Annotated in this window: 31 protein-coding genes and 1 tRNA gene; 17 read left to right on the top strand and 15 right to left on the bottom strand. The window is 64.0% G+C overall.

Annotation, left to right across the window (positions count from 1 at the left end; translation table 11 throughout):
• Nucleotides 1-510 precede the first annotated feature (510 nt).
• Together glmS and HSR6_RS03030 are read left to right on the top strand one after the other, a co-directional pair.
• Nucleotides 511-2,322 carry a glutamine--fructose-6-phosphate transaminase (isomerizing) gene (gene glmS, locus HSR6_RS03035; RefSeq protein WP_071932766.1) on the top strand — a complete coding sequence of 604 codons (1,812 nt, stop codon included), beginning with the start codon at nucleotides 511-513 and terminating at the stop codon, nucleotides 2,320-2,322.
• A 204-nt stretch (nucleotides 2,323-2,526) separates the two neighbouring features.
• On the top strand, nucleotides 2,527-2,799 hold the full coding sequence (locus HSR6_RS03030; RefSeq protein ID WP_071932765.1) for a HalOD1 output domain-containing protein: 273 nt from the start codon (nucleotides 2,527-2,529) through the stop codon (nucleotides 2,797-2,799).
• 92 nt (nucleotides 2,800-2,891) lie between these two features.
• On the opposite strand, the gene HSR6_RS03025 is transcribed toward HSR6_RS03030, so the two are convergent.
• On the bottom strand, nucleotides 2,892-4,952 hold the full coding sequence (locus tag HSR6_RS03025; RefSeq protein WP_199399071.1) for a heavy metal translocating P-type ATPase: 2,061 nt from the start codon (nucleotides 4,950-4,952) through the stop codon (nucleotides 2,892-2,894).
• A gap of 109 nt (nucleotides 4,953-5,061) precedes the next feature.
• The gene (locus HSR6_RS03020) at nucleotides 5,062-5,259 is read right to left on the bottom strand and encodes a heavy-metal-associated domain-containing protein (protein WP_071932764.1); all 198 of its coding nucleotides are present in this window, start codon (nucleotides 5,257-5,259) and stop codon (nucleotides 5,062-5,064) included.
• Between the two features lie 251 nt (nucleotides 5,260-5,510).
• Between HSR6_RS03020 and HSR6_RS03015 the strand changes: the two genes are divergently transcribed.
• Together HSR6_RS03015 and HSR6_RS03010 are read left to right on the top strand one after the other, a co-directional pair.
• A complete protein-coding gene (locus HSR6_RS03015; RefSeq protein WP_071932763.1) occupies nucleotides 5,511-5,813 on the top strand; it encodes a UPF0175 family protein in 303 nt (100 codons plus the stop codon).
• Complete coding sequence (locus tag HSR6_RS03010) at nucleotides 5,810-6,334, top strand: hypothetical protein (protein WP_071932762.1); 525 nt, start codon at nucleotides 5,810-5,812, stop codon at nucleotides 6,332-6,334. The genes HSR6_RS03015 and HSR6_RS03010 overlap by 4 nt, the downstream gene beginning before the upstream one ends.
• Before the next feature lie 105 nt (nucleotides 6,335-6,439).
• On the opposite strand, the gene HSR6_RS03005 is transcribed toward HSR6_RS03010, so the two are convergent.
• The 4 genes from HSR6_RS03005 to HSR6_RS02990 all read right to left on the bottom strand — a co-directional run bounded on the left by HSR6_RS03005 (nucleotide 6,440) and on the right by HSR6_RS02990 (nucleotide 8,968).
• Entirely contained in the window at nucleotides 6,440-6,697 is a 258-nt protein-coding gene (locus tag HSR6_RS03005; RefSeq protein ID WP_071932761.1) for a type II toxin-antitoxin system HicA family toxin, read from the bottom strand.
• Nucleotides 6,698-6,699: 2 nt separating this feature from the next.
• Entirely contained in the window at nucleotides 6,700-6,975 is a 276-nt protein-coding gene (locus HSR6_RS03000) for a type II toxin-antitoxin system HicB family antitoxin (protein WP_071932760.1), read from the bottom strand.
• A gap of 503 nt (nucleotides 6,976-7,478) precedes the next feature.
• Nucleotides 7,479-7,553 (bottom strand) — tRNA-Glu (locus HSR6_RS02995).
• A 62-nt stretch (nucleotides 7,554-7,615) separates the two neighbouring features.
• Nucleotides 7,616-8,968 (bottom strand): ATP-grasp domain-containing protein, encoded by a 1,353-nt coding sequence (locus HSR6_RS02990; protein WP_071932759.1) that lies wholly within the window; start codon nucleotides 8,966-8,968, stop codon nucleotides 7,616-7,618.
• 94 nt (nucleotides 8,969-9,062) lie between these two features.
• On the opposite strand from HSR6_RS02990, the gene HSR6_RS02985 reads away from it, so the two are divergent.
• Genes HSR6_RS02985 through HSR6_RS02965 form a run of 5 tightly spaced genes read left to right on the top strand, consistent with a single transcriptional unit; the run spans nucleotide 9,063 to nucleotide 13,554 of the window.
• Nucleotides 9,063-10,085 (top strand): succinylglutamate desuccinylase/aspartoacylase family protein, encoded by a 1,023-nt coding sequence (locus tag HSR6_RS02985; protein ID WP_071932758.1) that lies wholly within the window; start codon nucleotides 9,063-9,065, stop codon nucleotides 10,083-10,085.
• Between the two features lie 46 nt (nucleotides 10,086-10,131).
• The gene (gene sdhC / locus HSR6_RS02980; RefSeq protein ID WP_071932757.1) at nucleotides 10,132-10,563 is read left to right on the top strand and encodes a succinate dehydrogenase, cytochrome b556 subunit; all 432 of its coding nucleotides are present in this window, start codon (nucleotides 10,132-10,134) and stop codon (nucleotides 10,561-10,563) included.
• Nucleotides 10,563-10,931, top strand: a complete 369-nt coding sequence (locus HSR6_RS02975) for a succinate dehydrogenase (protein WP_071932756.1) — start codon at nucleotides 10,563-10,565, stop codon at nucleotides 10,929-10,931. Before sdhC ends, HSR6_RS02975 begins: the two co-directional genes overlap by 1 nt.
• Nucleotides 10,931-11,725, top strand: coding sequence for a succinate dehydrogenase/fumarate reductase iron-sulfur subunit (locus tag HSR6_RS02970; protein WP_070364551.1), 795 nt, complete (start codon nucleotides 10,931-10,933; stop codon nucleotides 11,723-11,725). The genes HSR6_RS02975 and HSR6_RS02970 overlap by 1 nt, the downstream gene beginning before the upstream one ends.
• 2 nt (nucleotides 11,726-11,727) lie before the next feature.
• Nucleotides 11,728-13,554 (top strand): FAD-binding protein, encoded by a 1,827-nt coding sequence (locus HSR6_RS02965; protein WP_071932755.1) that lies wholly within the window; start codon nucleotides 11,728-11,730, stop codon nucleotides 13,552-13,554.
• Here HSR6_RS02965 and HSR6_RS02960 read toward each other — a convergent pair whose 3' ends face one another.
• The 7 genes from HSR6_RS02960 to HSR6_RS02930 form a co-directional block, all read right to left on the bottom strand.
• Nucleotides 13,555-13,752: a XapX domain-containing protein gene (locus HSR6_RS02960; protein ID WP_070364549.1), complete on the bottom strand. Its 198-nt coding sequence runs from the start codon at nucleotides 13,750-13,752 to the stop codon at nucleotides 13,555-13,557.
• 38 nt (nucleotides 13,753-13,790) lie between these two features.
• A complete protein-coding gene (gene purD / locus HSR6_RS02955) occupies nucleotides 13,791-15,077 on the bottom strand; it encodes a phosphoribosylamine--glycine ligase (RefSeq protein WP_071932754.1) in 1,287 nt (428 codons plus the stop codon).
• A 72-nt stretch (nucleotides 15,078-15,149) separates the two neighbouring features.
• Nucleotides 15,150-15,605: a DUF5804 family protein gene (locus tag HSR6_RS02950; RefSeq protein ID WP_070364547.1), complete on the bottom strand. Its 456-nt coding sequence runs from the start codon at nucleotides 15,603-15,605 to the stop codon at nucleotides 15,150-15,152.
• On the bottom strand, nucleotides 15,602-16,798 hold the full coding sequence (locus tag HSR6_RS02945) for a tRNA sulfurtransferase (protein ID WP_071932753.1): 1,197 nt from the start codon (nucleotides 16,796-16,798) through the stop codon (nucleotides 15,602-15,604). Before HSR6_RS02945 ends, HSR6_RS02950 begins: the two co-directional genes overlap by 4 nt.
• Before the next feature lie 41 nt (nucleotides 16,799-16,839).
• Entirely contained in the window at nucleotides 16,840-18,045 is a 1,206-nt protein-coding gene (locus HSR6_RS02940; protein ID WP_071932752.1) for a methionine adenosyltransferase, read from the bottom strand.
• A 72-nt stretch (nucleotides 18,046-18,117) separates the two neighbouring features.
• Entirely contained in the window at nucleotides 18,118-18,654 is a 537-nt protein-coding gene (gene cyaB / locus HSR6_RS02935) for a class IV adenylate cyclase (protein ID WP_070364544.1), read from the bottom strand.
• 42 nt (nucleotides 18,655-18,696) lie between these two features.
• Nucleotides 18,697-20,058 carry an Nramp family divalent metal transporter gene (locus tag HSR6_RS02930; protein ID WP_071932751.1) on the bottom strand — a complete coding sequence of 454 codons (1,362 nt, stop codon included), beginning with the start codon at nucleotides 20,056-20,058 and terminating at the stop codon, nucleotides 18,697-18,699.
• 106 nt (nucleotides 20,059-20,164) lie between these two features.
• On the opposite strand from HSR6_RS02930, the gene HSR6_RS02925 reads away from it, so the two are divergent.
• Nucleotides 20,165-21,085, top strand: a complete 921-nt coding sequence (locus HSR6_RS02925; RefSeq protein WP_070364542.1) for an FKBP-type peptidyl-prolyl cis-trans isomerase — start codon at nucleotides 20,165-20,167, stop codon at nucleotides 21,083-21,085.
• Here the strand turns inward: HSR6_RS02925 and HSR6_RS02920 are convergent, their stop codons facing one another.
• Entirely contained in the window at nucleotides 21,086-21,739 is a 654-nt protein-coding gene (locus tag HSR6_RS02920) for an RAD55 family ATPase (protein ID WP_233488548.1), read from the bottom strand. It abuts the gene before it with no gap.
• Nucleotides 21,739-22,350, bottom strand: coding sequence for a MinD/ParA family ATP-binding protein (locus HSR6_RS02915; RefSeq protein ID WP_070364540.1), 612 nt, complete (start codon nucleotides 22,348-22,350; stop codon nucleotides 21,739-21,741). The genes HSR6_RS02920 and HSR6_RS02915 overlap by 1 nt, the downstream gene beginning before the upstream one ends.
• 94 nt (nucleotides 22,351-22,444) lie before the next feature.
• Here HSR6_RS02915 and pyrB point away from each other — a divergent pair, with 94 nt between their 5' ends.
• The 7 genes from pyrB (at nucleotide 22,445) to psmA (ending at nucleotide 26,652) form a co-directional block, all read left to right on the top strand.
• Nucleotides 22,445-23,344 carry an aspartate carbamoyltransferase gene (gene pyrB / locus HSR6_RS02910; RefSeq protein ID WP_070364539.1) on the top strand — a complete coding sequence of 300 codons (900 nt, stop codon included), beginning with the start codon at nucleotides 22,445-22,447 and terminating at the stop codon, nucleotides 23,342-23,344.
• On the top strand, nucleotides 23,341-23,805 hold the full coding sequence (gene pyrI / locus HSR6_RS02905) for an aspartate carbamoyltransferase regulatory subunit (protein WP_071932749.1): 465 nt from the start codon (nucleotides 23,341-23,343) through the stop codon (nucleotides 23,803-23,805). The genes pyrB and pyrI overlap by 4 nt, the downstream gene beginning before the upstream one ends.
• A gap of 289 nt (nucleotides 23,806-24,094) precedes the next feature.
• Nucleotides 24,095-24,289 carry a DUF1918 domain-containing protein gene (locus tag HSR6_RS02900; RefSeq protein ID WP_070364537.1) on the top strand — a complete coding sequence of 65 codons (195 nt, stop codon included), beginning with the start codon at nucleotides 24,095-24,097 and terminating at the stop codon, nucleotides 24,287-24,289.
• Nucleotides 24,290-24,295: 6 nt separating this feature from the next.
• Entirely contained in the window at nucleotides 24,296-24,712 is a 417-nt protein-coding gene (locus tag HSR6_RS02895; RefSeq protein WP_070364536.1) for an RNA-binding protein, read from the top strand.
• A 1-nt stretch (nucleotide 24,713) separates the two neighbouring features.
• Nucleotides 24,714-25,412 (top strand): RNase P subunit p30 family protein, encoded by a 699-nt coding sequence (locus HSR6_RS02890; RefSeq protein WP_071932748.1) that lies wholly within the window; start codon nucleotides 24,714-24,716, stop codon nucleotides 25,410-25,412.
• Nucleotides 25,413-25,461: 49 nt separating this feature from the next.
• Entirely contained in the window at nucleotides 25,462-25,938 is a 477-nt protein-coding gene (locus HSR6_RS02885; protein ID WP_071932747.1) for an Rpp14/Pop5 family protein, read from the top strand.
• Complete coding sequence (psmA, locus tag HSR6_RS02880) at nucleotides 25,939-26,652, top strand: archaeal proteasome endopeptidase complex subunit alpha (protein WP_071932746.1); 714 nt, start codon at nucleotides 25,939-25,941, stop codon at nucleotides 26,650-26,652.
• Nucleotides 26,653-26,656: the final 4 nt, after the last annotated feature.

Genomic DNA, 26,656 nt, shown 5'->3' with positions numbered 1-26,656 from the left:
TCGGACACCCGGATAGGATCGGAGCGGGAAGTGGGAACGGAAACTGTAAGTTCTGCCTCTGGGGAGAGATTTCGGTCCATGAATCTCAATTCAACGTAGTCACATATTGTAATGCAGTTGTTTCACACGAACCGCCCGAATCCGGCGTCGAGAGCGCTCGGTCCCATTCCGTGAGAATCGGTTTGAGGGCGATCTGCGGATCGTTTCGGAAGCCCCGTGAGGATAGTTCAGTAAACAGTTCCCCGATCAGCCATGGGCCCGACACCAGGCAGAAACGCCTTCGCCCGGATCCGTGGCCGTATAGGCCGATTACTCGAAGCTAGCCTCGAATTCCTGTTCATAACAATACCACGCGAGAGCCTTCTCGATACTATCGAGGTTGTCACGACAGATGCTATCATTCGAAATTCCCGACACGGCACGACACACGACCACGAATCCGACGACCCGGGAACCGCTCCCGTCGATTCGGGTTCGGTTGTCTGACAGCGTCGCGGGGGTGATCGACTGATGTGTGGCATCACCGCGTGTGTCGGGAGTGAGGATGTCAGTGATACAGTGCTGCAAAGCCTGGAAAACCTGGAGTACCGGGGATATGATTCGGCCGGGCTGGCGCTGGCAAACGGGTCCGGCATCGAGGTGTCGAAAAGCGAGGGCGAAGTCGCTACCCTGAAGGGGAGCGCTCGAACGAATCGGCTGCGCGGAGACGTCGGCATCGGACACACTCGCTGGAGCACCCACGGGCCGCCGTCTGACGATAACGCCCATCCCCACACGGACTGTTCCGGGACCGTCGCGGTGGTCCACAATGGCATCATCGAGAACCACGACCAGCTCCGGGCCGAACTAACGGAGCGAGGCCACGAGTTTACCAGTGACACCGATACCGAGGTCGTCCCGCATCTCATCGAGGAACGACTCGATGACGGGGAACGCCCCGAGGCGGCGTTCCGTCACGCAGTCGGCAGGTTGGACGGTAGTTACGCGTTGGCGATGGTCGTCGACGGGGAAAAACACGTGTACGCCACCCGTGACGGGTCGCCGCTGGTTCTGGGGGTCGGCGACGGGCAGAACTATCTCGCGAGTGACGCCCCGGCGTTCATCGAGTTCACCGATCAGGTCGTCTACCTCGAGGACGGGGACATCGTCGTCGTCGATCGGGACGGCTACCGCATCGCCGACAGCGAGGGGCGAGAGATCGACCGGCCGGTCGAGACCATCGACTGGGCTGCCGAATCCGCCGAGAAGGCTGGCTACGACCACTTCATGCTCAAGGAGATCCAGGAGCAACCGATGGCGCTCCGGCAGACCCTCGAAGGCCGTATCAAGGACGGCAAGGTCGCGCTGAAGGACTTCCCGCCGGGGACGTTCACCGATGTGACGAACGTGCAGTTCGTCGCGTGTGGCACCTCCTACCATGCAGCCATGTACGGCGAGCAGCTCCTGTCCCAATGGGGCATCCCGTCCACGTCGTATCTGGCGAGCGAGTACGCCGTCTACCCACCGCCGGTTGACGATGGGACGCTCGTAATTAGTGTGACACAGAGCGGCGAGACGGCCGACACGCTCGAAGCGATGCGGGTCGCCCAGGGAAACGGCGCCCGAACGCTCACAGTGACCAACGTCGTCGGTTCCAGTGCCGCCCGCGAGTCTGACGACGCGCTTTTCATCCGCGCCGGACCCGAGATCGGCGTCGCGGCCACCAAGACGTTCTCCTCACAGGTGGTGGCGCTACTGCTCCTGGGCCTTCGATTGGCTGACGATGTGACCGGCTCGAAACCATCGCGTCAGTCCGAGTTGCTCGATGCGCTTGCAGATCTCCCACAGCAGGTCCAGGCGGTGCTCGACACGTCACGGGCCGAGCACGTTGGCACGCAGTATCTCGGCGATGGGGGAAGCTTCTTCATCGGCCGGGGGAACGCGTATCCGGTCGCACTGGAGGGAGCGCTGAAGTTCAAGGAGATCACCTACAAGCACGCCGAGGGGTTCGCGGCAGGTGAACTAAAGCACGGGCCACTCGCGCTCGTGACGTCGGAGACGCCCGTGTTCGCCATCTCCTCGGGTCGGGACGCCGACAAGCTCCGGAGTAGCATCAGCGAGGTTCAGACCCGGGGTGCCCCGGTTGTCGCGGTCACGCCGCGGTCGATGACCGACATCGTCAGTACGGCCGACGAGACGATAACGGTCCCCGGAACGCATCCTGATCTCGTGCCCGTGCTGGCAAACGTGCAGTTGCAACTCGTCGCGTATCACGCCGCTGCCCATCTGGAGCGGTCCATCGACAAGCCGCGGAACCTCGCAAAGAGCGTCACTGTCGAGTAGTCGGGCGGTGGCGAGCAGGCATCGGACCGACCGCGATTACCGTTTCATACGTCGCCTATTCGTAAGGAACTGGTCGCTTACAGTCCTGACACAGAGACCCACGGGAAGTAAGAACAGCCTCACGAAGCGCCAGACCGGGTACGCTCCGAAAAATCCTCGGACACGCCGTCAATAACTAAGGGGTATATCCCCGTTTCACCGACCATGGCCGAACACTATGACCGGGTGCTGTTACTCATCACAGAGGCGGTCTCGGACATGTTGGAGCGGCCGATAGAGGACCTCCCTCCGCTATCCGAGTCCATCGACCTTGAGGGCCTGGATGCAGTCATGAGCCATACCGCCAGCGACGTGGCAGTCATCTTTTCCTATGCTGGGCTTCGCGTTTTCGTTCACTCCGAGGGCTTCGTTTACGTCCGGCCGATGTGTGAAGACGAATGCCCCAATTTGGGAAGGAAATTCGTCCACAGCAGTTGAAGACCCCGCTCGGCCTCGTCTACTCGGATTTTGCTCACGGTTCTCTGGTGTCGGTCCAACCGCGAACCAGCAGCCACCAGGGATTACCCACGTCAAACCGAGAGGTCGACGTTCGAGAGTCGCTGGGCGTTAATCGCGACGATGATCGTCGAGAGCGACATCAACACTGCACCGATGGCCGGAGACAGGAGGACGCCGATCGGGGCGAGTATTCCAGCCGCCAGCGGGAGCGCGAAGACGTTGTAGCCGGTCGCCCACAGGAGGTTCTCCTGCATCTTTCGGTAACTCGCCTGTGACAGCCGAATGAGGCGGACGACGTCGACGGGATTGTTGTCTACGAGGATGATGTCTCCCGACTCGATGGCGACATCAGTGCCCGAGCCGATTGCAATGCCCACGTCCGCTCGCATGAGCGCCGGTGCGTCGTTGACACCGTCCCCGACCATCGCGACGAATTTCCCCGCGGACTGGAGCTGTTCGACCTTCGTATCCTTCTCCTCGGGGAGTACCTCCGCGAAGTACTGGTCGATGCCGAGTTCCGCCGCGACGGCGTTCGCGACGTCCTCGGAGTCACCGGTCAACATGGCGACCTCGATGCCCATCCCGTGTAGCGCCTGGATGGCCTGTCGGCTCTCGGGTCGAATGACATCAGCCAAGGCGAACGCCGCGACGACTTCGGACTCCGCGTGAATCAGATAGATAACTGTCTGGGCGTTCATGCCGGCTTCCGCGGCGAACGAGACGATCTCCTCGGGACGGTCGATCCCGAGCCGCTCGATCAGGTTCGGTCCGCCGAGATGCACCCGTTCACCCTCTCGCAGGTTGCGTTGCTCCCCGTCCGATCCGTCCGAAGTGGTCGCCACCTCGCCGTCCAGAGTGGCCCTGACACCGAGACCCCGGAGGTTCTCGAAGTTCGAAACAGGTGCTCCCTTTATGCCCCGTTCATCGGCAGCCTCTCTGATCGCACGGGCTATCATATGCTCCGAATCACCTTCAACACCCGCTGCGACCTCGAACGCCCGCTTTTCGCCCCAGCCGCCCGCCGTCTCCACGTCGACGACACCCTGTTCGCCCCGGGTCAGCGTCCCGGTCTTGTCAAACATCACCGTGTCGAGGTTCCGGGCCTCCTCCATCGCGATCCGATCGCGGATGAGCATCCCGTTCTGGGCAGCCGTCGAGGTGTTGATCGCAACCACCAGCGGGACGGCCAGACCGAGGGCGTGTGGACAGGCGATGACGAGGACCGTCACGACCCGTTCGAGAACGCCGACGTCGAACCCAACTGCGGCGACCCACGCGACGGCCGTGATTCCCGCGACAGCCAGCGCGACGTAGAACAGCCAGCCGGCGGCGCGGTCCGCAAGGAGCTGGGTTCGGGATTTTGATTGGCGAGCTTCCTCCACCAGGCGCATGATACCCGCAAGCGTCGTCTCCTCGCCCGTCTTCGTGACTCGAATCCGGAGGCTCCCGTCCTGGTTGACCGTGCCGGCGACCACGTCTGCGCCGGGGGCTTTGCCCACGGGCCTGGATTCGCCAGTGATCATCGATTCGTCGACGGCTGACTCGCCCTCCATGACCTCGCCGTCTGCCGGCACCGATGCGCCCGGCCGGACGAGAATTACGTCGTCTACACCGAGTTCGGAGACGGGCACGGTCTCGGTTTCGCCACTCTCGGCCACGCGCTCGGCGGTGTCTGGCATGAGTTTGGCCAGTTCATCGAGCGCGCCGGACGCCTGCCGGACCGACCGCATTTCCATCCAGTGGCCCAGCAGCATGATGTCGATCAGCGTGACGAGTTCCCAGAAGAACGGCGTCGTCCCCGGAAGGAAGCGGCTCGCTATCGAGTAGCCAAACGCGACGGTGATGGCCAGGGAGATCAGCATCATCATCCCCGGCTCCCGATTCTCGAGTTCTTCGCGAGCCATCGAAAGGAACGGCACCCCACCGTACGCGAAAATCACGACCGAGAGAACGGGCGTGATCCAGCCGCTCCCGGAAAACGTGGGGGCCGTGTAGCCGATGACGTCCTGGACGAATTCACTGAAGATGATAACCGGCACCGAGAGAGCCAACGATACCCAGAACCGCCGCCGGAACAGCTGTTCGTGCCCCGAATGATCGGTGTGGTCCTCGTGGTCAGGATCGTGGCTCATGCCAGAGAGTGTCTATCGTGTTACACGGCCCCGGGCTTGATACTTGTGCGGAGAATTGCGGACGCGATTGCGAGGTTGTGGCGGGACGCTGCTACAGGGGCGCTGGGTTTCAGGCGTGTGCCGTGTACCCAGCGTCTTCGACGGCTTGCACGAGGGACGCGGCGTCGGCGTCCCCAGTGACTGTCGCTTCTTCGGCCTCACGATCGGCGGTTGCCTCGGTCACGCCAGACACGGCCTGAAGTGCCTCTTCGACTGTCGCTTCACAATGCCCGCAGGTCATTCCCTCGACGGTGATGGTCAGTGCCATTGACAAATGCGTACGCTTCGCTCCCTTATGCGAATATCCCCTTCGAACCATCGGACGATAGGTGGACGGAGGTTTGGAAACAAAACCTGGGTTGGCCAGCTAGTTTGCAATTTGTCGACTCGCCATCCGCACGGTCTACAGGCGGAAATTCGTCGTCAGGGAATGGAGCACAGAATTCATGGGCAAACGCAATGGTCCCCTCCCAACACCAGGGTAAACATATTTGTAGCACAATGTAGTAAGATGTATACGTGCCATCGATCAGTGCTCGCATCCCAGAGGACGAGGAACGTGAACTCGCGGAGGTCATCGAGATCCTTGGCGAAGATAAGAGTACGGTGATCCGGAAAGCCCTCAATGAAGGACTTGGGTCACTCAGAGAACGTATCGCAATCCAGCGATACCAGGCTGGAGAGATATCGGTCAATCAAGCGGCACGACTGGCAGGCGTGAGCATCGCGGAATGGTTCGAGATCGCCCGCGAACACAATCTCACCACGCAACTCAAACCCGAGGACCTCGAATCTGACGCTGATGCTGCCGGGAAGCTATGACGGGAATTCTTCTCGATGCCACCACGTTGATAAGCTTGGGTTTGATCGGCGAGTTGGAGTTGCTCACGAACTTTTCCGGTGAACTGATTGTTCTCCCGGCAGTGGAATCTGAGGTCGATACGGAGCCAGCACGAACGAACCTCCAGGCCTTCATCGAAACACATGCTATCAAGGATAAAGATCTCGAGTACGAACACCAGGTTCCTCGGGCACTGTCAGTTCTCGAGGAATCAGATCGGAATGGCGATGTCGAGGTCATTGCCGCGGTGCTCGCCTATCGAGCAGAAGACAGGCAGATTGGCGTCATTTCGGATGATCGGCGAGTCAGAACTACCGCCGATGCGTTCGGTGCAACAGTGACGGGGACTATTGGTGTGGTCGTCCGTGGAGTCAAAGCGGGGATTTCGAAAGACGATGGCCTCGATATTGTAGAACGGATAGATGCTCGGGGACTACACATGACTGGTGAACTCAGGGAGAAAGCCGAGTCACTGATTCAGGAGACAGCCGAAGATATCTGACTCTTGCTTCCTCGAAAAACTCGGTCGCTGCAGTGCTCGCGGTTACACCGCTCGCATAATCGAGGCAGTCGATTCACTTCCCAGATTCGGACCAAGTTAGGTCGCTTACCGGTGTTCGTCGATCCATTCGCAGAACGCTTCGAAATCTGTCGCACCAGCATCATCGGCGATGTCGTGGAGTGTTCCGATACTGATCGAATCGTGAGCTGGAACGGTCACCCGGCGGGCGTCAGTTTTCTCGTGGCTTTTCGGGGGATCCCACTGCAAAATCAAATGATCACCTGTCGTGCGGACGTGCCGAAAACCGCCAACGTTGACCAGTACTTTGTACACGTCTTCGCCGGAGAAATCCCTTGTGACCATTCCTACTGCAAGATGTCGGGGAGGTCGTCCTCCTGCGTTCGAGCGACTTCAGGATCGACATCCAAGTCCCGAATCTCGTCATCCGTCGGGGAATGGCCACCGTCACCTTCGACGGCCGCAACGACGGCGTCGAGGTTGTCGAGTGCTTCCTCCCGACTCTCTCCCTGTGCGGTCACCTCCACGCTGAGGTCGCGAGCCGTCCACTGCCCATCCGGATTCTTCAGCAGGCGAATTTCCCGGTCAGGACCGTTCGTCCGTCCCGGATCGGCACGAGCCATATGGTTCGTTACTTTACCAAGATTCAAAACCCTTCGGGCGGCTATTACTAATCAACGGTCCGTTCTCGCCACATGATACGGGAGGTCCCTCGTTCGCTGCAGTGCTCGCGGTTCCACCGCTCGCAAAACCGAGGCTCTCACTTCGTTCGCGTCTCGCTGCTCAGGGGTCACTCCGTTCCCCGTTCGCTATTCCCGAGACGCTCAAACCGCGAGCATCTCGCATGCTCACGGGTCGTTTCTCCCCGTTCGCTATTCCCGAGACGCTCAAACCGCGAGCGTCTCGCATGCCCTTTGGAATTTGAACCCGATGGCAAATCCTCCCTTCGGTCGGATTTGCGTGATTCAAATCTCTTCCCTGCGCGCTTCACTCGGGTCAAAACGGCCGGCCCTCGTTGCAGTGCTCCGTCAGGGATTTGAACCAGAACCAGACGTGCTCACTTCGCTGCGCGTCTGGTAGGGTGTCAAATCCCTTTCCGTCGCATTTTCTCACTACGTTCGAAAAGTGCTCCGTCAGGGATTTGAACCCTGGTCCTCGGCTCGAAAGGCCAAGATGATTGGCCGGACTACACCAACGGAGCGCATCCGATCATATCCAGGGTTTAGGTTTAAAACCGTCGAATCGGATCCTCGTCGCCGTTCTTTACTCCTCTCCAGTCTCCTCCTCTTCCTCCTCTGTCGTCCCGTTACCGCTGTCAATGGTCCGCTTCACGTCGATCTGGTAGTGCTCCAAGATGTCCCGGCCGAGCAACAGCGAGTAGTCCATGTGGGACCGATCCTCCAGGCTGGCTGCCACGGTGTGCCGATCGCCGCCGATCCCGACCACGATATCCACGATGGGCCGTGACTTCCCCGTCTTCATGCTGCCCGAGCGAACCTTGGTCATGCTCTTGATCGGCCCCGCGCCGATCTCGGCCGCCAACCGGGTGTCGATGCTGGTGCGGGCGGCCCCGGTGTCGGACTTCGCCACGACCCGCTCGGTGCCGGACGTGCCGCTGACAAGCACCTCCTCAGTGTACCCGATTACTTCCGTCGGCTCCCGTGTGTTGGGTTTGGTCTGGGAGACGGTCTCGGGCATCGAATCATCGAGGACGCCGGCCAACTGCTCGACCTGGTCCGGATCGACCGATCCGCCTGCGGTCTCGATGGCCAGCGTCGCGATCGAGGCTGCGGGGTTGTGGCCGGTCGCCTTGAAGAGCCCCCTGAACCCGGCGGTGGGGTTGACCTCCAGGAGATGCCAGCCGTCGACGCCCTCGACGAGATCGACGCCTGCGTAGTCCAGTCCAATCATGTCGGCGGCCTCGACGGCCATCGACGCGGCCTGTTCGGGAAGGTCCGGCACCGCTTCGACTTCGCCACCCAGCGCCACGTTCGTCCGCCAGTCGTTATCCGGGGCCCACCGGCGCATCGCGCCCTCGATCTCCCCGTCGACCACGTACACCCGGAGATCGGACTGTCGCTGTTCGTCGGTCTGCTCGATGAGTTCCTGGAGGAACGCATACCGATCCCCGACCCGGGGGTTGACCGACTCGTCGCGGCCGATCTTCCAGGTCCCACCGCCATGGGTCCCGATCGCCGTCTTGTAGACCGCCTCGTCGCCGAACTTCTCGCGCAGCACGTTCAACCGGTCGGCGTCCAGCGCCAGGGCCGCGTCCGGTATCTGGACCGCAGAATCGGCCAACAGCGTCGCCGTCGAGAACTTGTGAAAGGCCGTGAGGACACTCTCCGGGCGATTGAGCATCGGTCGGAGTTGGCCCAGACTCTTTGCCAGCCCCAGCAGTTCGGCCGGCTGTTCCGTATTCGAGAGCAACATGCGGTTCACGATGATGTCCACGTCCGGTTCGAGTGTCGCCTGCCCGTCCTCGATCTCGACGACGAGGTTGTTCTGCCGGAGCCAGTGTCCCTCATGGCCCAGCGCGTTGACAGTGTTGAGGATGGATTTGGTCTCCTTGCTGTTGTGGAGACTCACGACGCCGACTGAAACGGGTTCGGTCATAACACCACAGACGGCACCAAGGGTCATAAACCAACCCGGCATCGGCCCCCAAATTGGGGACAACGGCTTAACCATTGCCAGTCGAAGTGCCGGCATGACAGCGGGCGCGTTCACCTACAGTGGCGGAAAGGTCGACCCGGGCGAGTCGAGTACCATCCGCTACCGGATCAGCGAGACGTATCTCGGGGATCCCGTCCGAATCCCGGTCTCCATCGTCAACGGGGAGAAGCCAGGCCCAACCCTGTTCATGACCGCCGCCGCCCACGGGGACGAACTCAACGGGATCGAGGTCGTTCGCGAGGTCGCCCTCGACTGGGATCACTCGAACCTCCACGGAACGCTGATCCTCCTCCCGGTGCTCAACGTCCCGGCCTTCCTGGCACAGCAGCGCTACCTCCCCATCTACGATCGGGACCTCAATCGATCGTTCCCGGGGGATCAATGGAGTACGAGTGCCAAACGAATGGCCCACACCATCTTCACGAACTTCATCGAGCCCGCGGACCTGGGGATCGACTTCCACACGTCGACTCGCGGCCGGACGAACATGCTCCATGCCCGCGGTGACATGGCCCGCGAAGACGTCTTCCGGCTCGCACACGCCTTCGGCTCACACGTGATTATCGACACCGAAGGATCGGAGGGGACGCTTCGCCGGGAAGCGACTGCTAGCGGAGCCCCGACGATCACCGTCGAGATGGGAGAGGCCCACAGATTCCAGCGCGGACTGATCGATCGGGCCCTCGAAGGCGTGGCAAGCGTGCTCGCCGAGTTCGAGATGTGGCCGGGCGAACCAGTTCACTGGCCAGGCTGGCGCACTATCATTACCGCCGAGAAGAAAACCTGGCTCAGGGCCGAGAGCGGTGGCATCGTCGAGATGCACGCCGAACGGGGCGACCTGGTGGAGGGGGGTGAGACGATCGCCACTATCACGAACCCGTTCAAGACGGAGCGAACGACGATCGAATCCCCCTGGACCGGGCTGCTCGTCGGCGTGCTGGAGAATCCGGTGGTCTACCCTGGAAATCCGCTCTGTCACCTGGTCGAAGTGGATGAAGCCACCCAGGCAGTAATCGAACAGGAGGTTGCCGACACCCACACCGCGGGTGAGGAGTAACACTCGGGAGGAAAGTTCTTTGTGCGCTGCCGTCGCCGTAGCAGGTATGTCAGCGCCCTACGACCGTGGCCGGATCGAGGACTTCGGCCGCTTCCGGCGATTCTCGGCGGGAATGTGGGCCTGGGTCCTCCACAAGGCCACCGGCTGGGTTCTCATCGGGTACCTCTTCGCCCACATTGCGGTCCTCAGCACGGCGATTCCGGCGGCGGGGAACCCGGAGGCCATCGCTGCCGAGGCAGATCTCTACACGCGTACGCTCCAGGGACTGGAGGGGATTTTCCTGGTACGCGTCCTGGAAGTCGGCCTGCTCACGGCGGCCGCCTTCCACATGGTAAACGGGATTCGGCTCCTGCTGGTGGACCTGGGAATCGGCCTCGAACGACAGGTCCAGACCTTCTACGCCTCACTCGTGGTGACGGCACTGATCGTGCTCGCGAGTATCCCCGTCTTCCTTCCGCCGGAGGTCGTTCCCTGGTAATGACGGGGTCACGACCCACGTTCAGCCACGGATCTCTCGCCTGGTTCCTCCAGCGGGTCACCGCCGTAGTGCTCCTGTTCACGCTCGCCTTTCACTTCCTCTGGCTACACTTCGTGAACCACGCCGCCGAGGTCACGCTCTGGGGGTCGGCGCTCCGCATGGATCGGCTCTCCTACCTCCTGCTGATGGTCGTCTTCCTGCTGACAGCGGCTTTTCACGGGATCAACGGGATCTACAACGCACTGGTCAACGAGGGCCTCTCCGGGCGGGCACGACGTGTCACCGCCTGGGTGCTGGCCATCGCCGGGACAATCCTGGTCGTCCAGGGACTCCGGGTTTCGGTTGCCCTCGCGGGGGTGGTGAACTGATGGCAGAGTCGGTCGACCCGGACACGAGCAGGCTCAAGGGATCGGAAACACAGCCCCAGGCTGAGGACGAGACAGTCGAGTTGCAGATATTCCGCTACGATCCGGAGGTCGAGTCCAAGACCGAGGCCCACTTCGAGGACTTCCATGTCCAGCCCCACGAGGGGATGACAGTCCTCGACGCCCTGATCGAGGCCCGGGACGAACAGGACCCATCGCTCACCTTCAGACACTCCTGTCGGCAGGGGGTCTGCGGGTCGGACGCGTTGTTCATCAACGGCAAGCAACGCCTCGGGTGCAAGACCCAGATCGACGAGCTCTCGACGCCGATCCGGATCGAACCGCTTCCCCATCACCCGGTCGTCAAGGACCTCGTCGTGGACATGGATGACTTCTACGAACGGATGCGGGCGGTCGAACCGTACTTCGACCCCGACGACCCACCACCCGGGGAACTCGAAGAGCGCAAACAGAGCCGGGAGAACCGCGAAGCGATCAAGCTGAGCACCCGGTGTATCTGGTGTGGGGCCTGTACCTCCTCCTGTTCCATCGCCGCCGACGAGGACGTCTATCTGGGACCGGCGGCCATCAACAAGGGGTATCGCTTCTACGCCGACGAGCGGGAGGGCGAGGATCGCAAAGCAAAGCGACTGGAGCTGTTGACCGAAACCGATGGCGTCTGGCGGTGTCAGACCCAGTTCTCCTGCACGACGGTCTGTCCCCAGGAGATCCCGCTCACCGAACATATCCAGCAACTCAAACGCGACGCGACGAAGGCGGACCTGAAATTCTGGTAACCATGTACGAACACGACGTCCTCGTGATCGGCGGCGGCGGAGCCGGCCTGCGGGCAGCCATCGCGGCCCAGGAGGCCGGGGCTGACGTGGCTATCGTCTCGAAACTCCACCCGGTGCGGAGCCACACGGGGGCCGCTGAAGGCGGAATCAACGCCGCGCTGCAGTCCGGCGACTCCTGGGAGGCCCACGCGAAGGATACGATGAAGGGCGCGGACTATCTGGCTGACGCCCCCGCGGTCGAGACCTTCGCCCGGCGAGCGCCCAAAGAAGTGATGCAACTCGAACACTGGGGGATGCCCTTCTCCAGGGACGAGGACGGGACGGTCTCACAGCGCCCGTTTGGTGGGCTCTCCTTCCCTCGCACGACCTACGCCGGCGCGGAAACCGGCCACCACCTCCTGCACACCCTCTACGAACAGGTCATCAAGCGCGGGATCACCGTCTACGAGGAGTACTTCGTCACTCGCCTGGCGGTGACCGACGAACCCGACCCGAACGACCGAACCTGTCACGGGGTCACCGCATTGGACCTCAAAACTGGGGCCGTGGAAGGGTTCCGGGCCACCGGCGGGGTGATTCTTGCCACGGGCGGCCTCGGCCAGGTGTACGACCACACGACCAACGCCGTGGCGAACACCGGCGACGGGATGGCGATGGCCTACCGGGTGGGTGTCCCCCTGGAGGACATGGAGATGATCCAGTTCCACCCGACGACCCTGCCCTCGACCGGCGTGCTCATCACGGAAGGCGTCCGCGGCGAGGGGGGCCGCCTCTTCAACAGCGAGGGCGAGCGGTTCATGTTCGAGCGCGGGTACGCCGCCGACGAGGGCGAACTCGCCTCCCGTGACGTGGTTTCCCGGGCGGAACTGACCGAGATCCAGGAAGGACGTGGCTTCGGCGATGGCCACGTCAAACTCGACATGCGTCACCTGGGCGAAGAGCGGATCATGGACCGCCTGGAGAACATCGTCGGCCTGGCCCGACACTTCGAGGGCGTCGATCCGCTCGAAGAACCCATGCCGGTGAAGCCGGGCCAGCACTACGCCATGGGCGGCATCGAGACCGACGAGTACGGGTCGACCTGTATCGAGGGGCTCTATGCGGCCGGCGAGGCGGCCTGCGTGAGCCTCCACGGGGCGAACCGCCTCGGCGGGAACGCGCTCCCGGAACTGTTCGTCTTCGGGGCCGAAGCCGGCCGACACGCCGCGGGCGTGGATCTGGACCCACCAGCGATCGAGGTCGGACCCGACCCGGACGTAGCACGCGAGGACCGCGAGTGGCCGACCGAGCTGGGAGCGGGGGGTGCTGAAACCGACGTCGTCCCGGACGGTCGCGATCTCGAACCCGGCGCACTCCTCGGCGAAGCCGTGGCTGCCGAGCGAGAACGCGTCGAGGAGTTACTAACAGGCGACGGCGATCGGGGCCACGTCGAGGTCCGCGAACAGGTCCAGGAGACAATGACCGCCCACGTCAACGTCTTCCGGGAGGGCGAGGGCCTGGAGACGGCACTGGAGGACATCAGCGACGCGCGTGAGGCATACGAGGATGTCACGGTCACGGACCCATCACGAACCTTCAATACCGACCTCCAGCAGACGATCGAGACCCGGAACGTCATCGACCTCGCGGAGGTCATCACGATGGGTGCACTCGCCCGACCCGAGTCACGGGGCGCTCACTGGCGGGCCGAACATCAAACGCGACGCGACGAGGAGTGGCTCCGTCACACGCTCGTGAACTGGCGGGACGGTGACCCGGAACTCTTCTATCGGCCGGCGATCCTCGAAAGCGAGTCGGTCACCTACGAACCGGAAGAACGGTCCTACTGATCAGCGGAGGCCGAGGATCGCCAGCAGGTCCACGCCAATTTCGGTCCCCTCGATGGCGACGTAGCCGAGATAGATCCCCAGAATGCCCAGCACGCCGGAGATGCTCGGCGGGGCAGGGATCGGGGCCTTGAGCAGTCCGAAGACGACACCCGTGAGCAAGCCCGTGAGTAATGCCAGGAGCGGAACGGCGGCGTTCATACCTCACCTGGACTATGACTCCCAAAAAGCGGTTCGGCTCAGTTGTCCCCGCGGAGCGAGCGCATATGCTCGATGCGGGTCTGGATCAGGGCCTCGGTGCCGATGTCGTGCCGAACGTGAAAACCCTCACCGACGTCAGCGAGTGCAGCCTCGGCCCGGTTTTCGGCGGCCGCGATGGTCTTGCCCCGCCCGAGCACCGCAAAGGAACGAGAGGTCGTCGTGTAGAGGCCGTCCTCGCGCTCGTCGACGGAGGCATAGAAGAGATCAGTGTCCTCGACTGCGTCCACGTCGACGGTCACCCTGGCCCCCGCGGTAGGGTCGGTCGGGTAGCCCTCGGGGACGGCGTACTTGCACACCGTCGCCTGGTTCCGAAAGGAGAGCGGCGGCAGCGAGTCTCCCTCCCGGGCCGCCGTCAGAACGTCGAGGAAATCGGTTTCGAGTACCGGGAGCGTGTTCATGGCCTCCGGGTCACCGAACCGAACGTTGTACTCGATCACTTTCGGCCCGTCGGCAGTGAGCATGAACTGGCCGTAGAGGACCCCGCGATAGTCAGCCATCGCGTCCACGGTCTCCTGCAGGACCTCGACGGCGGCCTCGTAGTCCGCGGCCGTCATGAAGGGCAGAATGGCGCGGGCATCGCTGTACGAGCCCATGCCGCCCGTGTTGGGCCCCTCGTCACCCTCGTAGGCGCGTTTGTGATCCTGGACGGCCGGTGTCGGCCGGAGCGTCCCGTTGGCGACGAAGGCCTGGACGGTGAACTCCTCACCCAGCAGTCGTTCCTCGATGACCCACTCGTCGTACCCGCTCTCCCGCATGTACTCGACCGCTTCGGCGTTCGAGACCTGATCGCCGGTCACTCGAACGCCCTTCCCGCCCGTGAGCCCCCGGGGCTTGACTGCCACGTCGCCATCGACGCGTTCGACGTACGCGACAGCCTCCTCGACCGATTCGAAGGTCTCGAATTCGGGCCGGGCGTCGATCCCGTGCTCGACCATGAACTCCCGCTGGTAGGCCTTGTCCGTCTCCAGGCGGGCCTGGTCAGCGCGTGGGCCGAACGCGTAGATCCCGGCCTCATCCAGCGCGTCCACGACGCCGGCAGCGAGCGCCGCCTCGGGCCCGATGATCGCCAGGGTCGCTTCGATCTCGGTCGCGAAGTCGACGATCGCCTCGGTGTCCGTCTCCGAGCCGATTCGAACCTCGTTCGCGAGGTCGGCGATACCCGGGTTCCGATTGCTACTGTACGCAAACAGCGTGGCCGTCGAGAGGGCGCGGGCGATCGCGTGTTCCCGGCCGCCACCGCCGACGAGAAGCACTCGCTCTTCCATGGGCAGGGAATGGACCCACGCTCGTGTAAGTTTTATCCTGTTCCACCGGTCGAAATATCCACGATCTCGCACCTACCCACGCTCGAACTCCCGCTCTGTGACCCTGACCACGACGGTCGCCTCGACGTCGGCGAGGTCATAGGCCGGGATCGAGTCCTCGCGGCGGGTCACGTACATCGGCTCGATGAGTTCCCGGTCCGCGAGGCCGTAGACTTTGAGGTACTGGCCGGTGGCATCCGGCGGGATCTCGCCGTTTCGAACCTGTTCGGCAAGGTCACGCGAGAGCCACTCCGAAGTCGAGACCGAGGGGTCCCGGAGCAGCGTCCCCTGGGTGGTGCGGGCGAGATACCAGTCGAGGTCGTTCAAAAGCGAGATCGCCGCGCCCAGGCTCACCGTCTCGACGGCGATGGTGTTCTCGAAGGGGTGGTGGTGCTGGTAGGGAGCCAGCGCCGAGCGCGCGGTCTCGTAGGCCAACAGCGCCTCCTGGATGTCAGTCTCGGGCTGGCCGCGGAGACAGACCTCGGTCATGGCTTGTGCAGGTCGACCGAGGGCTCGATGGCCTGTATGTCTACTGCCGCCGCGGCCTGTCTCGCCCAGGCCGGCAGTTCATCAGGTTCGGCCCCCTCGACGCGTTCGATGGGAGCCTGGGTCTCGGGCTGGTCGGGCGCAATCCGATTACATCCCGCGTCGACGGTTGCGGTCTCGTAGGTGCCGATTTTCCGGGCTTTCGCGATGATCTCCTGTTTGTCCAGGGCGAGCAGCGGGCGATGGACTGGCCAGTCAGTCACCCGGTCGGTGACCTGGAGATTGGTCACCGTCTGGCTGGATTTCTGGCCGATCGACTCCCCGGTGACGATTCCGCGGGCCCCGGTCTCGGCGGCGATCTCCCCCGCGACCATCAGCATGAGCCGCCGGACCGAGAGCATCCGGGTGTCCCCAACCCGGTCATCGAGGGCTTCGAGTGGCTCCCCGATCGGCGCGATCCGCAGCGACCAATCCTGTCCCGGTGCGTGGGCGGCCAGCCGCGAGACGGTTTCGATGGCCCGGGCGCGATGGTCGGCCCCACCATACGGCCCGAGATCGAGATAGACGGGGATGACGGGTGCGCCACGCTTCATCGCGAGCCAGGCCGCGACTGGCGAGTCGATCCCGCCGCTCACCAGCGCGACCAGCGGTTCCTGGGTGCCGACGGGGAGGCCACCCGGCCCGTCGAACCGCTCGGTGAAGACGTAGGCCTCGCCGTCCCGCACTTCGACCTCGAAGCGGTGGTCGGGGTCGTCCAGGTCGACTTCGGGCTCGAACTCGTCCGCGACGGCCGTCCAGATCGCGTCGCCCCCGACCCGGCCGACGTCCTGGCTCGTAAAGTCGTGGTCGCCGGCCCGGCTCGCGTCGACGGCAAACGAGCCCCCGTCGTAGGTCGCCCGCGCGGTCTCGGCCAGGGCCTCGCTGATCGCGTCGAGGGTCGGCTCGACGGTGCGTGCGGGGCTGGCCGACACGATCCCGAAAACGGTCGCCGCCGCCCTGGCGGCCATCTCGGGCTCCCGAGTCCGGACGAAGAGCCGGCCCCAGTGCTGCTCGACGCGGCCGGGAACGTCCCAGGCGTCGAGGGTCGCCTCGAGGTTCGCTGCCAGGGTCTCCTCCATCCAGGACTGGACCCGGCTGGACTTGACCCCGATGTCCCCGTGGCGGACGATGACCACGTCCGCTCCCGGTACCTGCATACCCCAAGAAAGACCCCGCGGTTAAAGCGCCCTTCGAAGGCTCAGAACGTGGATAGCTCGCCGCGGATGACCGCCGCGGTCACGTCCTCCACGCTGGCCAGTCCCTCGTCCACGATCCGGCGAATCTCGGGGTCCACGTCGCCCAGTTCGTAGCCCGACTCCGTGACGACGTGGAGGTCGGCGACGTGTGGCTGATCGATCGGGCTCCCGATCTGGCTGAGCAGCCGGACCCGGAGATCACGGATGCCCTCGACCTCCTCGACGACTTCCATGGCGATCTTCGTGGAGAGGAGGTTGTAGATCTTCCCGATGTGATTGACCGGGTTCTTGCCGCTCGTGGCCTCCATGGACATCGACCGGTTCGGCGTGATCAGCCCGTTGGCCCGGTTGCCCCGGCCGACCGACCCGTCATCACCCTGTTCGGCACTGGTGCCGGTCGTCGTGAGATAGATCGCACCCGCGGCGGTGTCGTCCGCGGTGTTGACGTGCACTCGAACTTCCCGGTCCGTGTACTCGTAGGCAAGGTCGGTGACATACTCCCTGATCGCGTCGATCTCGGCCTCGTAGGCCTCCATGTTCGGAACGAAGGTATCCACGAGCGCGGCGGCGACGGTGAGATCGATGGTCGAGCCCTCGCGCTTGCCCATCACCTTGATGTCCTGGCCCAGCGCGGGGTGGTCCTCGCCGAAGTCCTCGATCAGCCGTCGCTCGGTGTTGTACACGATCTGTTCGGTTTCCGAGAGCGGGGCGTGACCGACGCCGAAACTCGTGTCGTTGGCCATCGGGACGGTGCCGCCGTCCTCGGAGAAGACCTCCTGAAGGTCCCCCGAGCCCTCGCCGAGCCGGACGTCCACGATGACATCAGTTTCGAGATCGAGGTTGGGCAGGTTCTCCCGGAGGTAGTTCCGGGCCGCCTCCAGGGCGATCGAGTCGACGGGGATCTCCTGGCCCTCGTAGCGTTTGGTGGCGCGGCCGACGATGAGAATGTAGATCGGCTCGACGACCTCGCCACCGCCGAAGGCCGGAGCGGCGTCACCGGCGACCAGCTGGGTCTCGTCGGTGTTATAATGAAGGACTTTGCCGACGCGATCGAGATAGGCCTGCGCAAGCGCGCGAGAGACGGCCTCGGCGATGCCGTCACAGATCGAGTCGGGGTGGCCGATCCCCTTTCGTTCGACGATCTCGATCTCCTGGTCCTCGACCGCGCCCCGGTCGAGGGACTGGATGCGGATGTTCCGATCGGTCATTAGAGAACCTATCCGATGGCCGCTCCTATAACTTGCGAAAACTTATTTGTCGGCGCTCATGTCTCTGGTGCATCAGTCGTCCAGGAGCAATCCGAGGTACGAACGGCGGATCTGTGCCTCGGGGTCGAGATCGAGGCGAGAGAGGACCGCTGCGACGGCCTCCCGGGTCGCCTCGATGTCGGCTTCCGTGGCCTCGGCTTCGGCCTCGACGAACTCTCCCAGCCCCGAAACCGTATCGAGGGAGACGACGATCCCGTCGAGTTCGAAGCGTTCGCGGGTCTTCTCGACGGTCGCAGCCGGTTCGAATCCCAGGGCCGAAAGGGCCGCCTGCATCTCCCCGCGGGAGCCGACCGTCGTTTCGAACTCCTGACGGGTTTTCGACGTGTCATCGACCTTCGGGCCCTTGTAGGTGAGCGCCGTGGTCGTGCCTTCGGCGTCGGTCTCCTCGCGCAATCGGAGGGCTTCGTCCCGGGCCGCAAAATCGCGGTGCGGGGCGTCGAAGTACACATCTACTTGCTCCACACGGCCCAGGGAGCGGGCGCCTTCCCGCTCCAGAGCCGCCCGAACGGGCTCGTGGGCCGCCTGGACCTTCATCTCGACTTCGTACATGCCCGGCCGGAGGGGCCCGGGGTAGAAAAGTGCGGGTTTCGATCAGCCGACGAGGCCGAGTCGACTCAGTCCGCCCATGATGCCGAATCCGAGCACGAGCAACATCGTGACGGCATAGTAGATCGTGTGGGCCCGGTCGGGCTGGAAGGCCTCGGGAAGGTGTTTCCGGACGATGTAGTAGTTCGCGAAGTAGAAGAAGACCTGGAGGATCGCCATCAGCGCGGCGGAGAACACCATCAGGGTGACCGGCAACTGCCCGATGACCAGAATCGGAATGACACTCGCCGTCCCCATGAGCAGGATGAACCCGCGACGAAGGCGGTCGGTGTCCATCTCACGTTCCAGCACGAGCGGGAGCGTGTCGGCGTTGACCCGCGCGGCGCCGTCCATGACCGTGATGACGGTGGAGTAAAGCGCCGCGAACGCGCCGGCGACCACCAGGTAGAACGTCCAGTCGCCAAAGCCCTCCTGGAGGATGCTCCCGATCGCGATCGCGAGGTTCTGATCCTGTGGCGGCGTGGGATAGAAGACGGAGGTTGCCAGGAGAATCATGCTCACGAGGAGGAGGAAGCTAAAGCCGAAGGCGACCCGGAAGTCCCGGGTCCCGGTTCGCATCCAGCTCGCGATGTACTCCTGGAAGCGCTCGTCGGTCGGGTCGTAATCCTTGCGGCGCAGGGCCCGTGCGCCCTGCTCTTTCGCGAGACTCCAGCTCCCGATCGTGACGGTGGTGCTCAGGCCGGTCGGGGCGTACCCCGCGAGGGCGGCGAAGATCCCCAGGAAGACCGGTGCGGTCAGATCGGGCACCGAGAACGCCGTCTCGGCGACCAGCGACGGCGACGGCGGCGAGACGAACACGCCCAGAACGATGAGGCCCCCAAGCACGATGACGAAGAGTTTCATCAGGTTCTCGATCCAGGCATAGCGGGAGACGATGGTCAGGGCCACCGCGAAGCCGATCAACAGGAGGTACAGTTGAATGGCGGAAAGTGAGGGCACCAGCGCCGCGAGGAAGGTCGCCGCGCTAAAGCCCACCGAGGCGAGGATGACCGTCCAGCCCACCAGGTAGACCAACATCGTGAAGACCTGTCCCCAGTGGTCCGGCCCGGGGAGGTCCCCATAGCCCTCGACTGGATTGCGTCCGATACCGTAGTTGTACCGGATGCCCAGCTCCCAGCCCCCGTATTTCGCCAGGTAGATGATGGCGATGACCCAGATCCCGAACATCCCATAGAGGCCACCGAGGGTCGGCGCCAGGACGATGTGACTGCCGCCGATACCGAGCAACGCCCAGAGAAGCGACGGGCCCAGATGCTCGCGGATGAATCCGGGCCAGTCCTCCTCGGGATATGTGAGCTCGGGCATGTCCTCGGCTGTGGACTCGCCCGACGCGTCGGCTGATGACATGAGTGTCTGTGACCTTGTCACGGGCAGGGGTCTAAACGTTGCGATGCGAGCGAGCGGCTGTGATCGGACCGTGATTCTTAAGGGTCGAACGGAACTCCCTTGGGGTATGAGTGACGAACAGACGGCCGAATCGGCCGATGATGCGGCGGAGACCGCCGAGGAGTCGGGTCTCCAGAACGGCGACTTCGTAAAAGTGGCGTACACCGCCCGAACAGTCGAGGGCGGCGACCTCGTGGACACGACCGACAAGGAGGTCGCTGAAGCGGAAGGGGTTGACACGGAGGACCAGGAGTTCGCCCCGCGGACGATCGTGCTGGGTGACGGTCACCTCTTCCCCGCCGTCGAGTCCGACATCGTTGGTCGGGAGGTCGGTGACTCCGGCAGCGTGGTCGTGCCCGCCGCCGAAGCCTTCGGCGAGTACAACGAGGACGAAGTCCGTACTGTCAGCGCCGAGAAGATCCCGGAAGACGACCGCTACCCCGGTGCACACGTGGACATCGACGGGCAGCACGGGCACGTCGAGACGATCATCGGCGGCCGCGCCCGCGTGGACTTCAACCACCCGCTGGCCGGCCAGGACGTCGAGTACGAGTACGAAATCCTCGACACCGTCGAGGATCCGGTCGAACAGGCCTCGGGCCTGCTCCAGACCTTCTTCGACGTCGAACTGGACATGCACCTCGCGACCGACGAACTCGAGGAGGAAGTGGAGGTCGAAGACGAGGAGGGCGAGACCGAAACGGAAGTCCAGACCGTCGAGAAGGAGACCCTCTACATCGAGAGCAACCCACAACTACAGTTCAACCAGCAGTGGATGATGTCCAAACAGCAGATCCTCGGTGACGTCATCGAGAAGCTGGACATCGATCGGGTCATCGTCCAGGAGATCATCGACGGCGCGCCCGCGATGCCCGGCATGGGTGGCATGGGCGGCGGACTCGGCGACATCGAGGCGTCCCTCGAAGACGCCGACGTCGACGCCGACGAGATCATGGACGAACTCGACGTGGACGAACTCGAGGAGTAATCAGGCGATATCCCGGCTCGTATCGACCCGCACGCGCTCGGTGAGGTCGAGTTTGATCGACTCGCTGGGAATCTTCCCGCCGCGATACTTCTGCACGGTGAGCCGGCTGTCTATCTCGCTCCCCTTTCGATCGACATCGAGATCCAGCACCACGTCCGCCATGTGCTGGGTAGTCTCCCGGTGAGCCGGCGGATTCGGCCCCTCCAGGGCGTGCAGGAAGGCGATCCCGCCCGTGTTGATCATGTGATTTCGAATCTCGTTGAGCAGTTGCTCGTAGCGGGCCCGATCGGCCCGTTCGAGGGGGTCGATGGGATCGATGATCACCGTCATGCCCTCGAAAGCGTTGCGAACGGCCCGGCGGGTCGAGTCGATCGGATCCTCCCCGGTCACGAGTTCGATCTTCGGCTCGCCCGTCGGTGCCTTGGCGGCCGCAATCGCGTCCGCGACAGCGTCCTCGGTCCGAATGGTGGTGAGATACAGCGTCTCCCGGGGCCGGGTCAACTCGTAGAGGAGCAACTCTCCCTGGCTCGCGGCGGGGGCCTGGTAGGCGACGACGCTCCCGGCCGGAAGCCCGCCGGCGAGTTCGCGGTCGAGTACCTCGACCCCGGTGGAGAGTTTCTCCGCCATCCCCTGAACGGTTGGTTCCCGGGACATTAAGCGTTCGCCCACTCGTCGAGAATCCGGTCGTACGCCACGCGGGCCTGATCGTGGGCGATCGGATCCGAAACCGACGGGACGGGCACCAGCGGCTCCACGCCAAGTGCGGTTTCGACCGACGCCGGCACGGCCGCGGCGCGGCTGAGAATTACCCCGGCGAGCGGTGCATCGACGGCCCGACTCATCCGGACCGACTTCACGCTATCCGTGACGGCCGCAGGAGTCTGCCGCGCGACGACGACCGCAGCGTCGGCGTGTCGCAGCGGCGTCACTGCGCGCTCGTCGGCCCCGGCAGCCCCATCGAGGATCACCGGACGCTCGGTCCGGACCTGTCGGAGCGCGCGTTCCAGATCGGTCCCGGGGGTGGCCCCGACGATCGACACGCCGGGATAGCGTTCGGCGGGCGTCGCCGCCGCCTCGATCGGCGTGCCCGCAGCGAGGGCGGCCAGCCCGGAATCGTCAGTGCCCGCCCGGATGTGCAAGTTCGGCATGTCCACGTCCGCGTCGATGACGATCGGATCGCGACGGCGCTCGGCGAGCGTGACGGCCAGTCCCAGCGCGGTCGTCGTCTTGCCGGTGCCACCTTTCCCCCCAGTCACGGCGAGCATGGGCCTTCTGGTCCGGTCCTCTCTGATAAAGGACCGGCCGGGCCGTGCCCGCCAAACGGGAGATTCAAGACCGTTCCACGAGCGAGTGAGAGTAATGCGTCACGAGCACGTGATCTCCGCGAAACAGTTCTCGCGGGCGGATATCGAGGCGGTGTTGGACCGGGCCGCCGACTTCGCCGCCGACCCGCAGGCAGCAAGCGGACACGAGGGGGCCCTGCTCGCACTCGCCTTCTTCGAGCCCAGCACCCGGACGAAGATGAGTTTCGAGACGGCCATCAAGCGCCTGGGCGGGGACACGATCGACATGGGGCCGGTCGAGTTCTCGAGTGTGAGCAAAGGTGAAACCCTCGCGGATACGCTTCGGGTACTGGAGGGCTACGCCGATGGGATCGTGTTGCGCCACCCGATGGAGGGCGCGGCCACGATGGCCTCGGAGTTCATCGACGTCCCGCTTTTCAACGCCGGGGACGGGGCCGGCCAGCACCCGACCCAGACGCTGCTCGATCTGTTCACCATCCGGGAGGAAGTCGGACTCGATGACCTTACGATCGGGATCATGGGCGACCTGAAGTACGGTCGAACCGTCCACTCGCTGGCCCAGGCGCTGACGAACTTCGACACCCGCCAGCACTTCATCAGCCCCGACTCCCTTCGTCTCCCCCGAAGTGTCCGATATGACCTCCACGAACAGGGGGCCCAGGTCCGCGAACACGAGGGCTACGAGGAGATCCTCTCGGAACTCGACGTGCTCTATGTCACCCGGATCCAGCGCGAGCGGTTCCCCGACGAGGACGAGTACCACGCCGTCGCCGGCAAGTACCGTCTCGACGCCGAGACCATCCGTGAGTACAACGAGGACCTGACCGTCCTCCACCCGCTCCCCCGGGTCGACGAGATCGCAGCGGACGTGGATGACCTGCCAGGTGCGACGTACTTCGAACAGGCCCACAACGGCGTGCCAGTGCGAATGGCACTCCTGGATATGCTACTATGACCCAGCCAGACACCGAACTCCGCGTGAGCAAGATCGAGAACGGGACCGTCATCGACCACGTCACCGCCGGCGAGGCCCTCCGGGTGCTTGCCATCCTCGGCATCGACGGCACCGAGGGCGAGACGGTGAGTGTCGGCATCAACGTCCCGAGCGACCGGCTCGGGCGCAAAGACGTGGTGAAAGTCGAGGGGATGGAACTCAGCCAGGACGAGGTGGACGTGCTCTCCCTGATCGCGCCGGATGCCACCATCAACATCATCCGGGAATACGAGGTCATCGAGAAGTCCCGGGTCGATCGGCCCGAGTCAGTGGTCGGCGTGCTCACCTGTCCGAACACCAACTGCATCACCAACGCGGGCGAGCCAGTGAACACACACTTCGACGTACTCGATACCGGGGTGCAGTGTCGCTACTGTGAAACCATCATTCGCGAGAACATCACCGACCACATCGAGACCTGAACGGCCCCGCTCGCCAGAAAGTGTATAACGTATTACCACTTAGTAACAGGTATGGGACGCACAATCCTCAAAGTCGGTGTCGCGCTCATCCTGATCGCCCTGGTCTGGAAGCTCGTACTGGGCCGTGAAGACGAAGAGACCATCGACCGTATCGACTGACGACCACGGCGACGAGCGAGTTCGGATTTTCGGGCCGGTTCTCGAACCACAAGTCTGCGACCAGGAGTTCGGATGGCGCACCGGAAAAGAGACCGGTTGACTTTAATGAGCCGGGGAAATATCCCGTGATATGCCATTCGAAGAAGACGACGAGGTGCTCCTGCACGACGAGCACAGCGAGTTCGACGGCGAGATCGGGACCGTGACACAGGTCGTCGAGACCATGTTCGGCGACGCCAACTACACCGTGTCCTTCGAGGACGGCCAGGAGGCCGGCGTCCCCGAGGACCACCTCGAGGCCGCCCCCGAGGAGACCGACGACTGAGCGGGCATGGGCCTTCCCTTCCACTACGTCGACCTCCGGGCCTTCTGCTACGAGACGGAGGCCGAGGACCGCGTGCGTTCGGCACTCCGGACGTTGCTCCCGCCGGAGGCCGAAATCGAGTCCTCGGTCGGGGAGGGCCATCACGGCGATCGAATCGTCGTCCTCAGCGCCCGACTGGAACGCACCGACGAGATCGAACACGTCTTCGAGCGCCTCCGGGACGGGGTGAACATGGCCGAACTCCTGGACGAACTGGGGGATCGACTCGACGACAACAACGCCTTCTACGTGACACTGGACAAGCAGGCCGCCGCCCGTGGCGAGGTCACACGCGGCGACGGCATCACCCTCCGGGCGAAGGTCGAGGCCTACCCGGCCAACCGGGAGAACGCCCTCGAAAACGCCCGGGAGGCCCTCTCCTGAGATGTACGAATCCGTCCGCGTTCGCGAGGACGGGCCGACAACCCCCGACAGGTTCGGGCTGACTGTGAAAAACGCCGGGTTCGAGGGCCTGGTCGTCAGGAATCGTCAGTCCACGCCCGCAGCGGTCGATCACGAGGCCATCGCAGAGACCCACGGCATCGACGTGGTCCAGGGCATCGAGATCACCGCCGACGAACCGGGGCGGGCAAGCGGCGCGATCGGGAATCGCCGGCCCGAAGCCGAAGTGCTTCTCGTCCAGGGTCGCGATCCGGAGATGAATCGCTTCGTGGTCGAGCAAGCCCAGGTGGACGTCCTCGCCGATCCCATGGGCGGGGCCGGGGACGTCAACCACGTAATCGCCCAGACCGCCGCCGCAAACGACGTCGCACTGGAGTTAAATCTCGGTCCCGTGCTCCGATCGAGTGGCGGCGACCGAGTGCGAGCGATCAAAGCGCTCCGAAAACTCCACGAACTCGTCGCTGATGCGGGCGCGCCGTTTGTCGTTTCTGGAGCCCCATCGAGCCATCTACAGGTTCGCGGGCCGCGGGAGTTGTTCGCGGTGGGTGCCCAGATCGGCTTCGACCACGAAACGATCCAGCAGGGACTGGCGGCCTGGCGAACCATCGCCGAGCGGAATCGACACCGGCGGGACCCGGACACCGTGGGGCCGGGGGTCACCGTCTCCGAGCCCGAAAGCTGAGACCACCTCGATCCGTGGAGTTACAACAGTCCACGTGTAACCCCTTGCCGTGCGCCACCTCCCGAAACACCTCCGACCGCGCTATCGCTATCTCGCCGTCGAGATAGAGACGTGGCCGGATGTCACCCTCGCGGAGCGACCCCTCCAGGAGGCGGTCTGGACGGCGACACGGACGCTTCTGGGCGATCCCGGAAGCGCCGAGGTTGATCCGCGTGTCCTGGAGACCGACCTGTATCCCGGCGGTGGCTGGGCGCTCGTTCGGGTCCGCCGAGGGACCGTCGAGCAGGCCCGGGCCGCAATCGCGTGTGTCGATTCCGTCCAGGACCAGCCGGTTCGGGTCGGCGTTCGGGGGGTGGGCGGAACAGTTCGAGCCACCAGGCGGTCGTTCCTGCAGGGACCGCCAGCCGTGACCGACTCGACGGCCGTGACCTTTCGCGACGGTGAGGCGACCGCCCACCTGCGGGAGGACCGCGTCGACGTCGAGTGCGCGGACACCTTCGTCGGGGCAACACCCCGGGATCTCTAAATGCAAGGACAACAACAGCAAGCGTACGATCGTGGCATCACCATCTTCTCCCCGGACGGCCGACTCTACCAGGTCGAGTACGCCCGGGAGGCAGTCAAGCGAGGCACGGCGAGCATCGGGGTGCGAGCCAGCGACGGGGTTGCACTGATCGTCGACAAGCCGGTTCGATCCCCGCTGGTCGAACAGGACTCCGTGGAGAAACTCCACAAGGTCGACGATCACGTCGGCATCGCGAGTGCTGGCCACGTCGCCGACGCCCGCCGACTGATCGACTTCGCCCGCCGGGACGCCCAGGTCGAGCGACTGCGGTACGAGCAGGCCATCGGGGTCGAAACGCTCACCAAGGACGTGACCGATCACATCCAGCAGTTCACCCAGATCGGCGGGGCCCGGCCCTTCGGCGTGGCCCTGCTGGTCGGTGGACTGGACGACGGCCAGCCACGCCTCTTCGAGACGGACCCGAGTGGTACGCCCTACGAGTGGCAGGCGATCGCCATCGGCTCCGATCGGGAGGAGATCCAGTCGTCTCTCGAAGCCGAGTACGACCCCGAAATCGAACTGGCCGAGGCCGTCGAACTCGGACTCCAGGCTCTGGGCTCGGTCCAGGAGGAGCCCCTCGATCCCGCGGGCGTGGGCGCGGCGACGGTGGACGCCGAGTCCGAGCAGTACATCCAACTCACCAACGAGGAGATCGAAGCCGCCCTGCCGGAGTGACGTG

This window comes from Halodesulfurarchaeum formicicum (assembly GCF_001886955.1).
Lineage (GTDB): Archaea > Halobacteriota > Halobacteria > Halobacteriales > Halobacteriaceae > Halodesulfurarchaeum > Halodesulfurarchaeum formicicum.
Note: the sequence above shows the minus strand (reverse complement) of the source record. Positions and strands in the feature narration are given on the sequence as shown.

Excerpts from the sequence above, each read along its gene's own strand:
- pyrI (WP_071932749.1), top strand. The coding sequence starts at position 23,341 with ATGACCCAGCCAGACACCGAACTCCGCGTGAGCAAGATCGAGAACGGG.
- purD (WP_071932754.1), bottom strand. The coding sequence starts at position 15,077 with ATGGAAGAGCGAGTGCTTCTCGTCGGCGGTGGCGGCCGGGAACACGCG.
- HSR6_RS02985 (WP_071932758.1), top strand. The coding sequence starts at position 9,063 with ATGACAGCGGGCGCGTTCACCTACAGTGGCGGAAAGGTCGACCCGGGC.
- HSR6_RS03010 (WP_071932762.1), top strand. The coding sequence starts at position 5,810 with ATGACGGGAATTCTTCTCGATGCCACCACGTTGATAAGCTTGGGTTTG.
- HSR6_RS02920 (WP_233488548.1), bottom strand. The coding sequence starts at position 21,739 with ATGTCCCGGGAACCAACCGTTCAGGGGATGGCGGAGAAACTCTCCACC.
- HSR6_RS03020 (WP_071932764.1), bottom strand. The coding sequence starts at position 5,259 with ATGGCACTGACCATCACCGTCGAGGGAATGACCTGCGGGCATTGTGAA.
- HSR6_RS02890 (WP_071932748.1), top strand. The coding sequence starts at position 24,714 with ATGTACGAATCCGTCCGCGTTCGCGAGGACGGGCCGACAACCCCCGAC.
- HSR6_RS02975 (WP_071932756.1), top strand. The coding sequence starts at position 10,563 with ATGACGGGGTCACGACCCACGTTCAGCCACGGATCTCTCGCCTGGTTC.
- HSR6_RS02945 (WP_071932753.1), bottom strand. The coding sequence starts at position 16,798 with ATGCAGGTACCGGGAGCGGACGTGGTCATCGTCCGCCACGGGGACATC.
- cyaB (WP_070364544.1), bottom strand. The coding sequence starts at position 18,654 with ATGTACGAAGTCGAGATGAAGGTCCAGGCGGCCCACGAGCCCGTTCGG.
- HSR6_RS02970 (WP_070364551.1), top strand. The coding sequence starts at position 10,931 with ATGGCAGAGTCGGTCGACCCGGACACGAGCAGGCTCAAGGGATCGGAA.
- HSR6_RS03005 (WP_071932761.1), bottom strand. The coding sequence starts at position 6,697 with ATGGTCACAAGGGATTTCTCCGGCGAAGACGTGTACAAAGTACTGGTC.
- HSR6_RS02950 (WP_070364547.1), bottom strand. The coding sequence starts at position 15,605 with ATGACCGAGGTCTGTCTCCGCGGCCAGCCCGAGACTGACATCCAGGAG.
- pyrB (WP_070364539.1), top strand. The coding sequence starts at position 22,445 with ATGCGTCACGAGCACGTGATCTCCGCGAAACAGTTCTCGCGGGCGGAT.
- HSR6_RS02895 (WP_070364536.1), top strand. The coding sequence starts at position 24,296 with ATGGGCCTTCCCTTCCACTACGTCGACCTCCGGGCCTTCTGCTACGAG.
- HSR6_RS02940 (WP_071932752.1), bottom strand. The coding sequence starts at position 18,045 with ATGACCGATCGGAACATCCGCATCCAGTCCCTCGACCGGGGCGCGGTC.
- HSR6_RS02960 (WP_070364549.1), bottom strand. The coding sequence starts at position 13,752 with ATGAACGCCGCCGTTCCGCTCCTGGCATTACTCACGGGCTTGCTCACG.
- HSR6_RS02965 (WP_071932755.1), top strand. The coding sequence starts at position 11,728 with ATGTACGAACACGACGTCCTCGTGATCGGCGGCGGCGGAGCCGGCCTG.
- HSR6_RS02900 (WP_070364537.1), top strand. The coding sequence starts at position 24,095 with ATGCCATTCGAAGAAGACGACGAGGTGCTCCTGCACGACGAGCACAGC.
- HSR6_RS03030 (WP_071932765.1), top strand. The coding sequence starts at position 2,527 with ATGGCCGAACACTATGACCGGGTGCTGTTACTCATCACAGAGGCGGTC.
- HSR6_RS02930 (WP_071932751.1), bottom strand. The coding sequence starts at position 20,058 with ATGTCATCAGCCGACGCGTCGGGCGAGTCCACAGCCGAGGACATGCCC.
- HSR6_RS03025 (WP_199399071.1), bottom strand. The coding sequence starts at position 4,952 with ATGAGCCACGATCCTGACCACGAGGACCACACCGATCATTCGGGGCAC.
- sdhC (WP_071932757.1), top strand. The coding sequence starts at position 10,132 with ATGTCAGCGCCCTACGACCGTGGCCGGATCGAGGACTTCGGCCGCTTC.
- glmS (WP_071932766.1), top strand. The coding sequence starts at position 511 with ATGTGTGGCATCACCGCGTGTGTCGGGAGTGAGGATGTCAGTGATACA.
- HSR6_RS03000 (WP_071932760.1), bottom strand. The coding sequence starts at position 6,975 with ATGGCTCGTGCCGATCCGGGACGGACGAACGGTCCTGACCGGGAAATT.
- psmA (WP_071932746.1), top strand. The coding sequence starts at position 25,939 with ATGCAAGGACAACAACAGCAAGCGTACGATCGTGGCATCACCATCTTC.
- HSR6_RS02925 (WP_070364542.1), top strand. The coding sequence starts at position 20,165 with ATGAGTGACGAACAGACGGCCGAATCGGCCGATGATGCGGCGGAGACC.
- HSR6_RS02915 (WP_070364540.1), bottom strand. The coding sequence starts at position 22,350 with ATGCTCGCCGTGACTGGGGGGAAAGGTGGCACCGGCAAGACGACGACC.
- HSR6_RS02990 (WP_071932759.1), bottom strand. The coding sequence starts at position 8,968 with ATGACCGAACCCGTTTCAGTCGGCGTCGTGAGTCTCCACAACAGCAAG.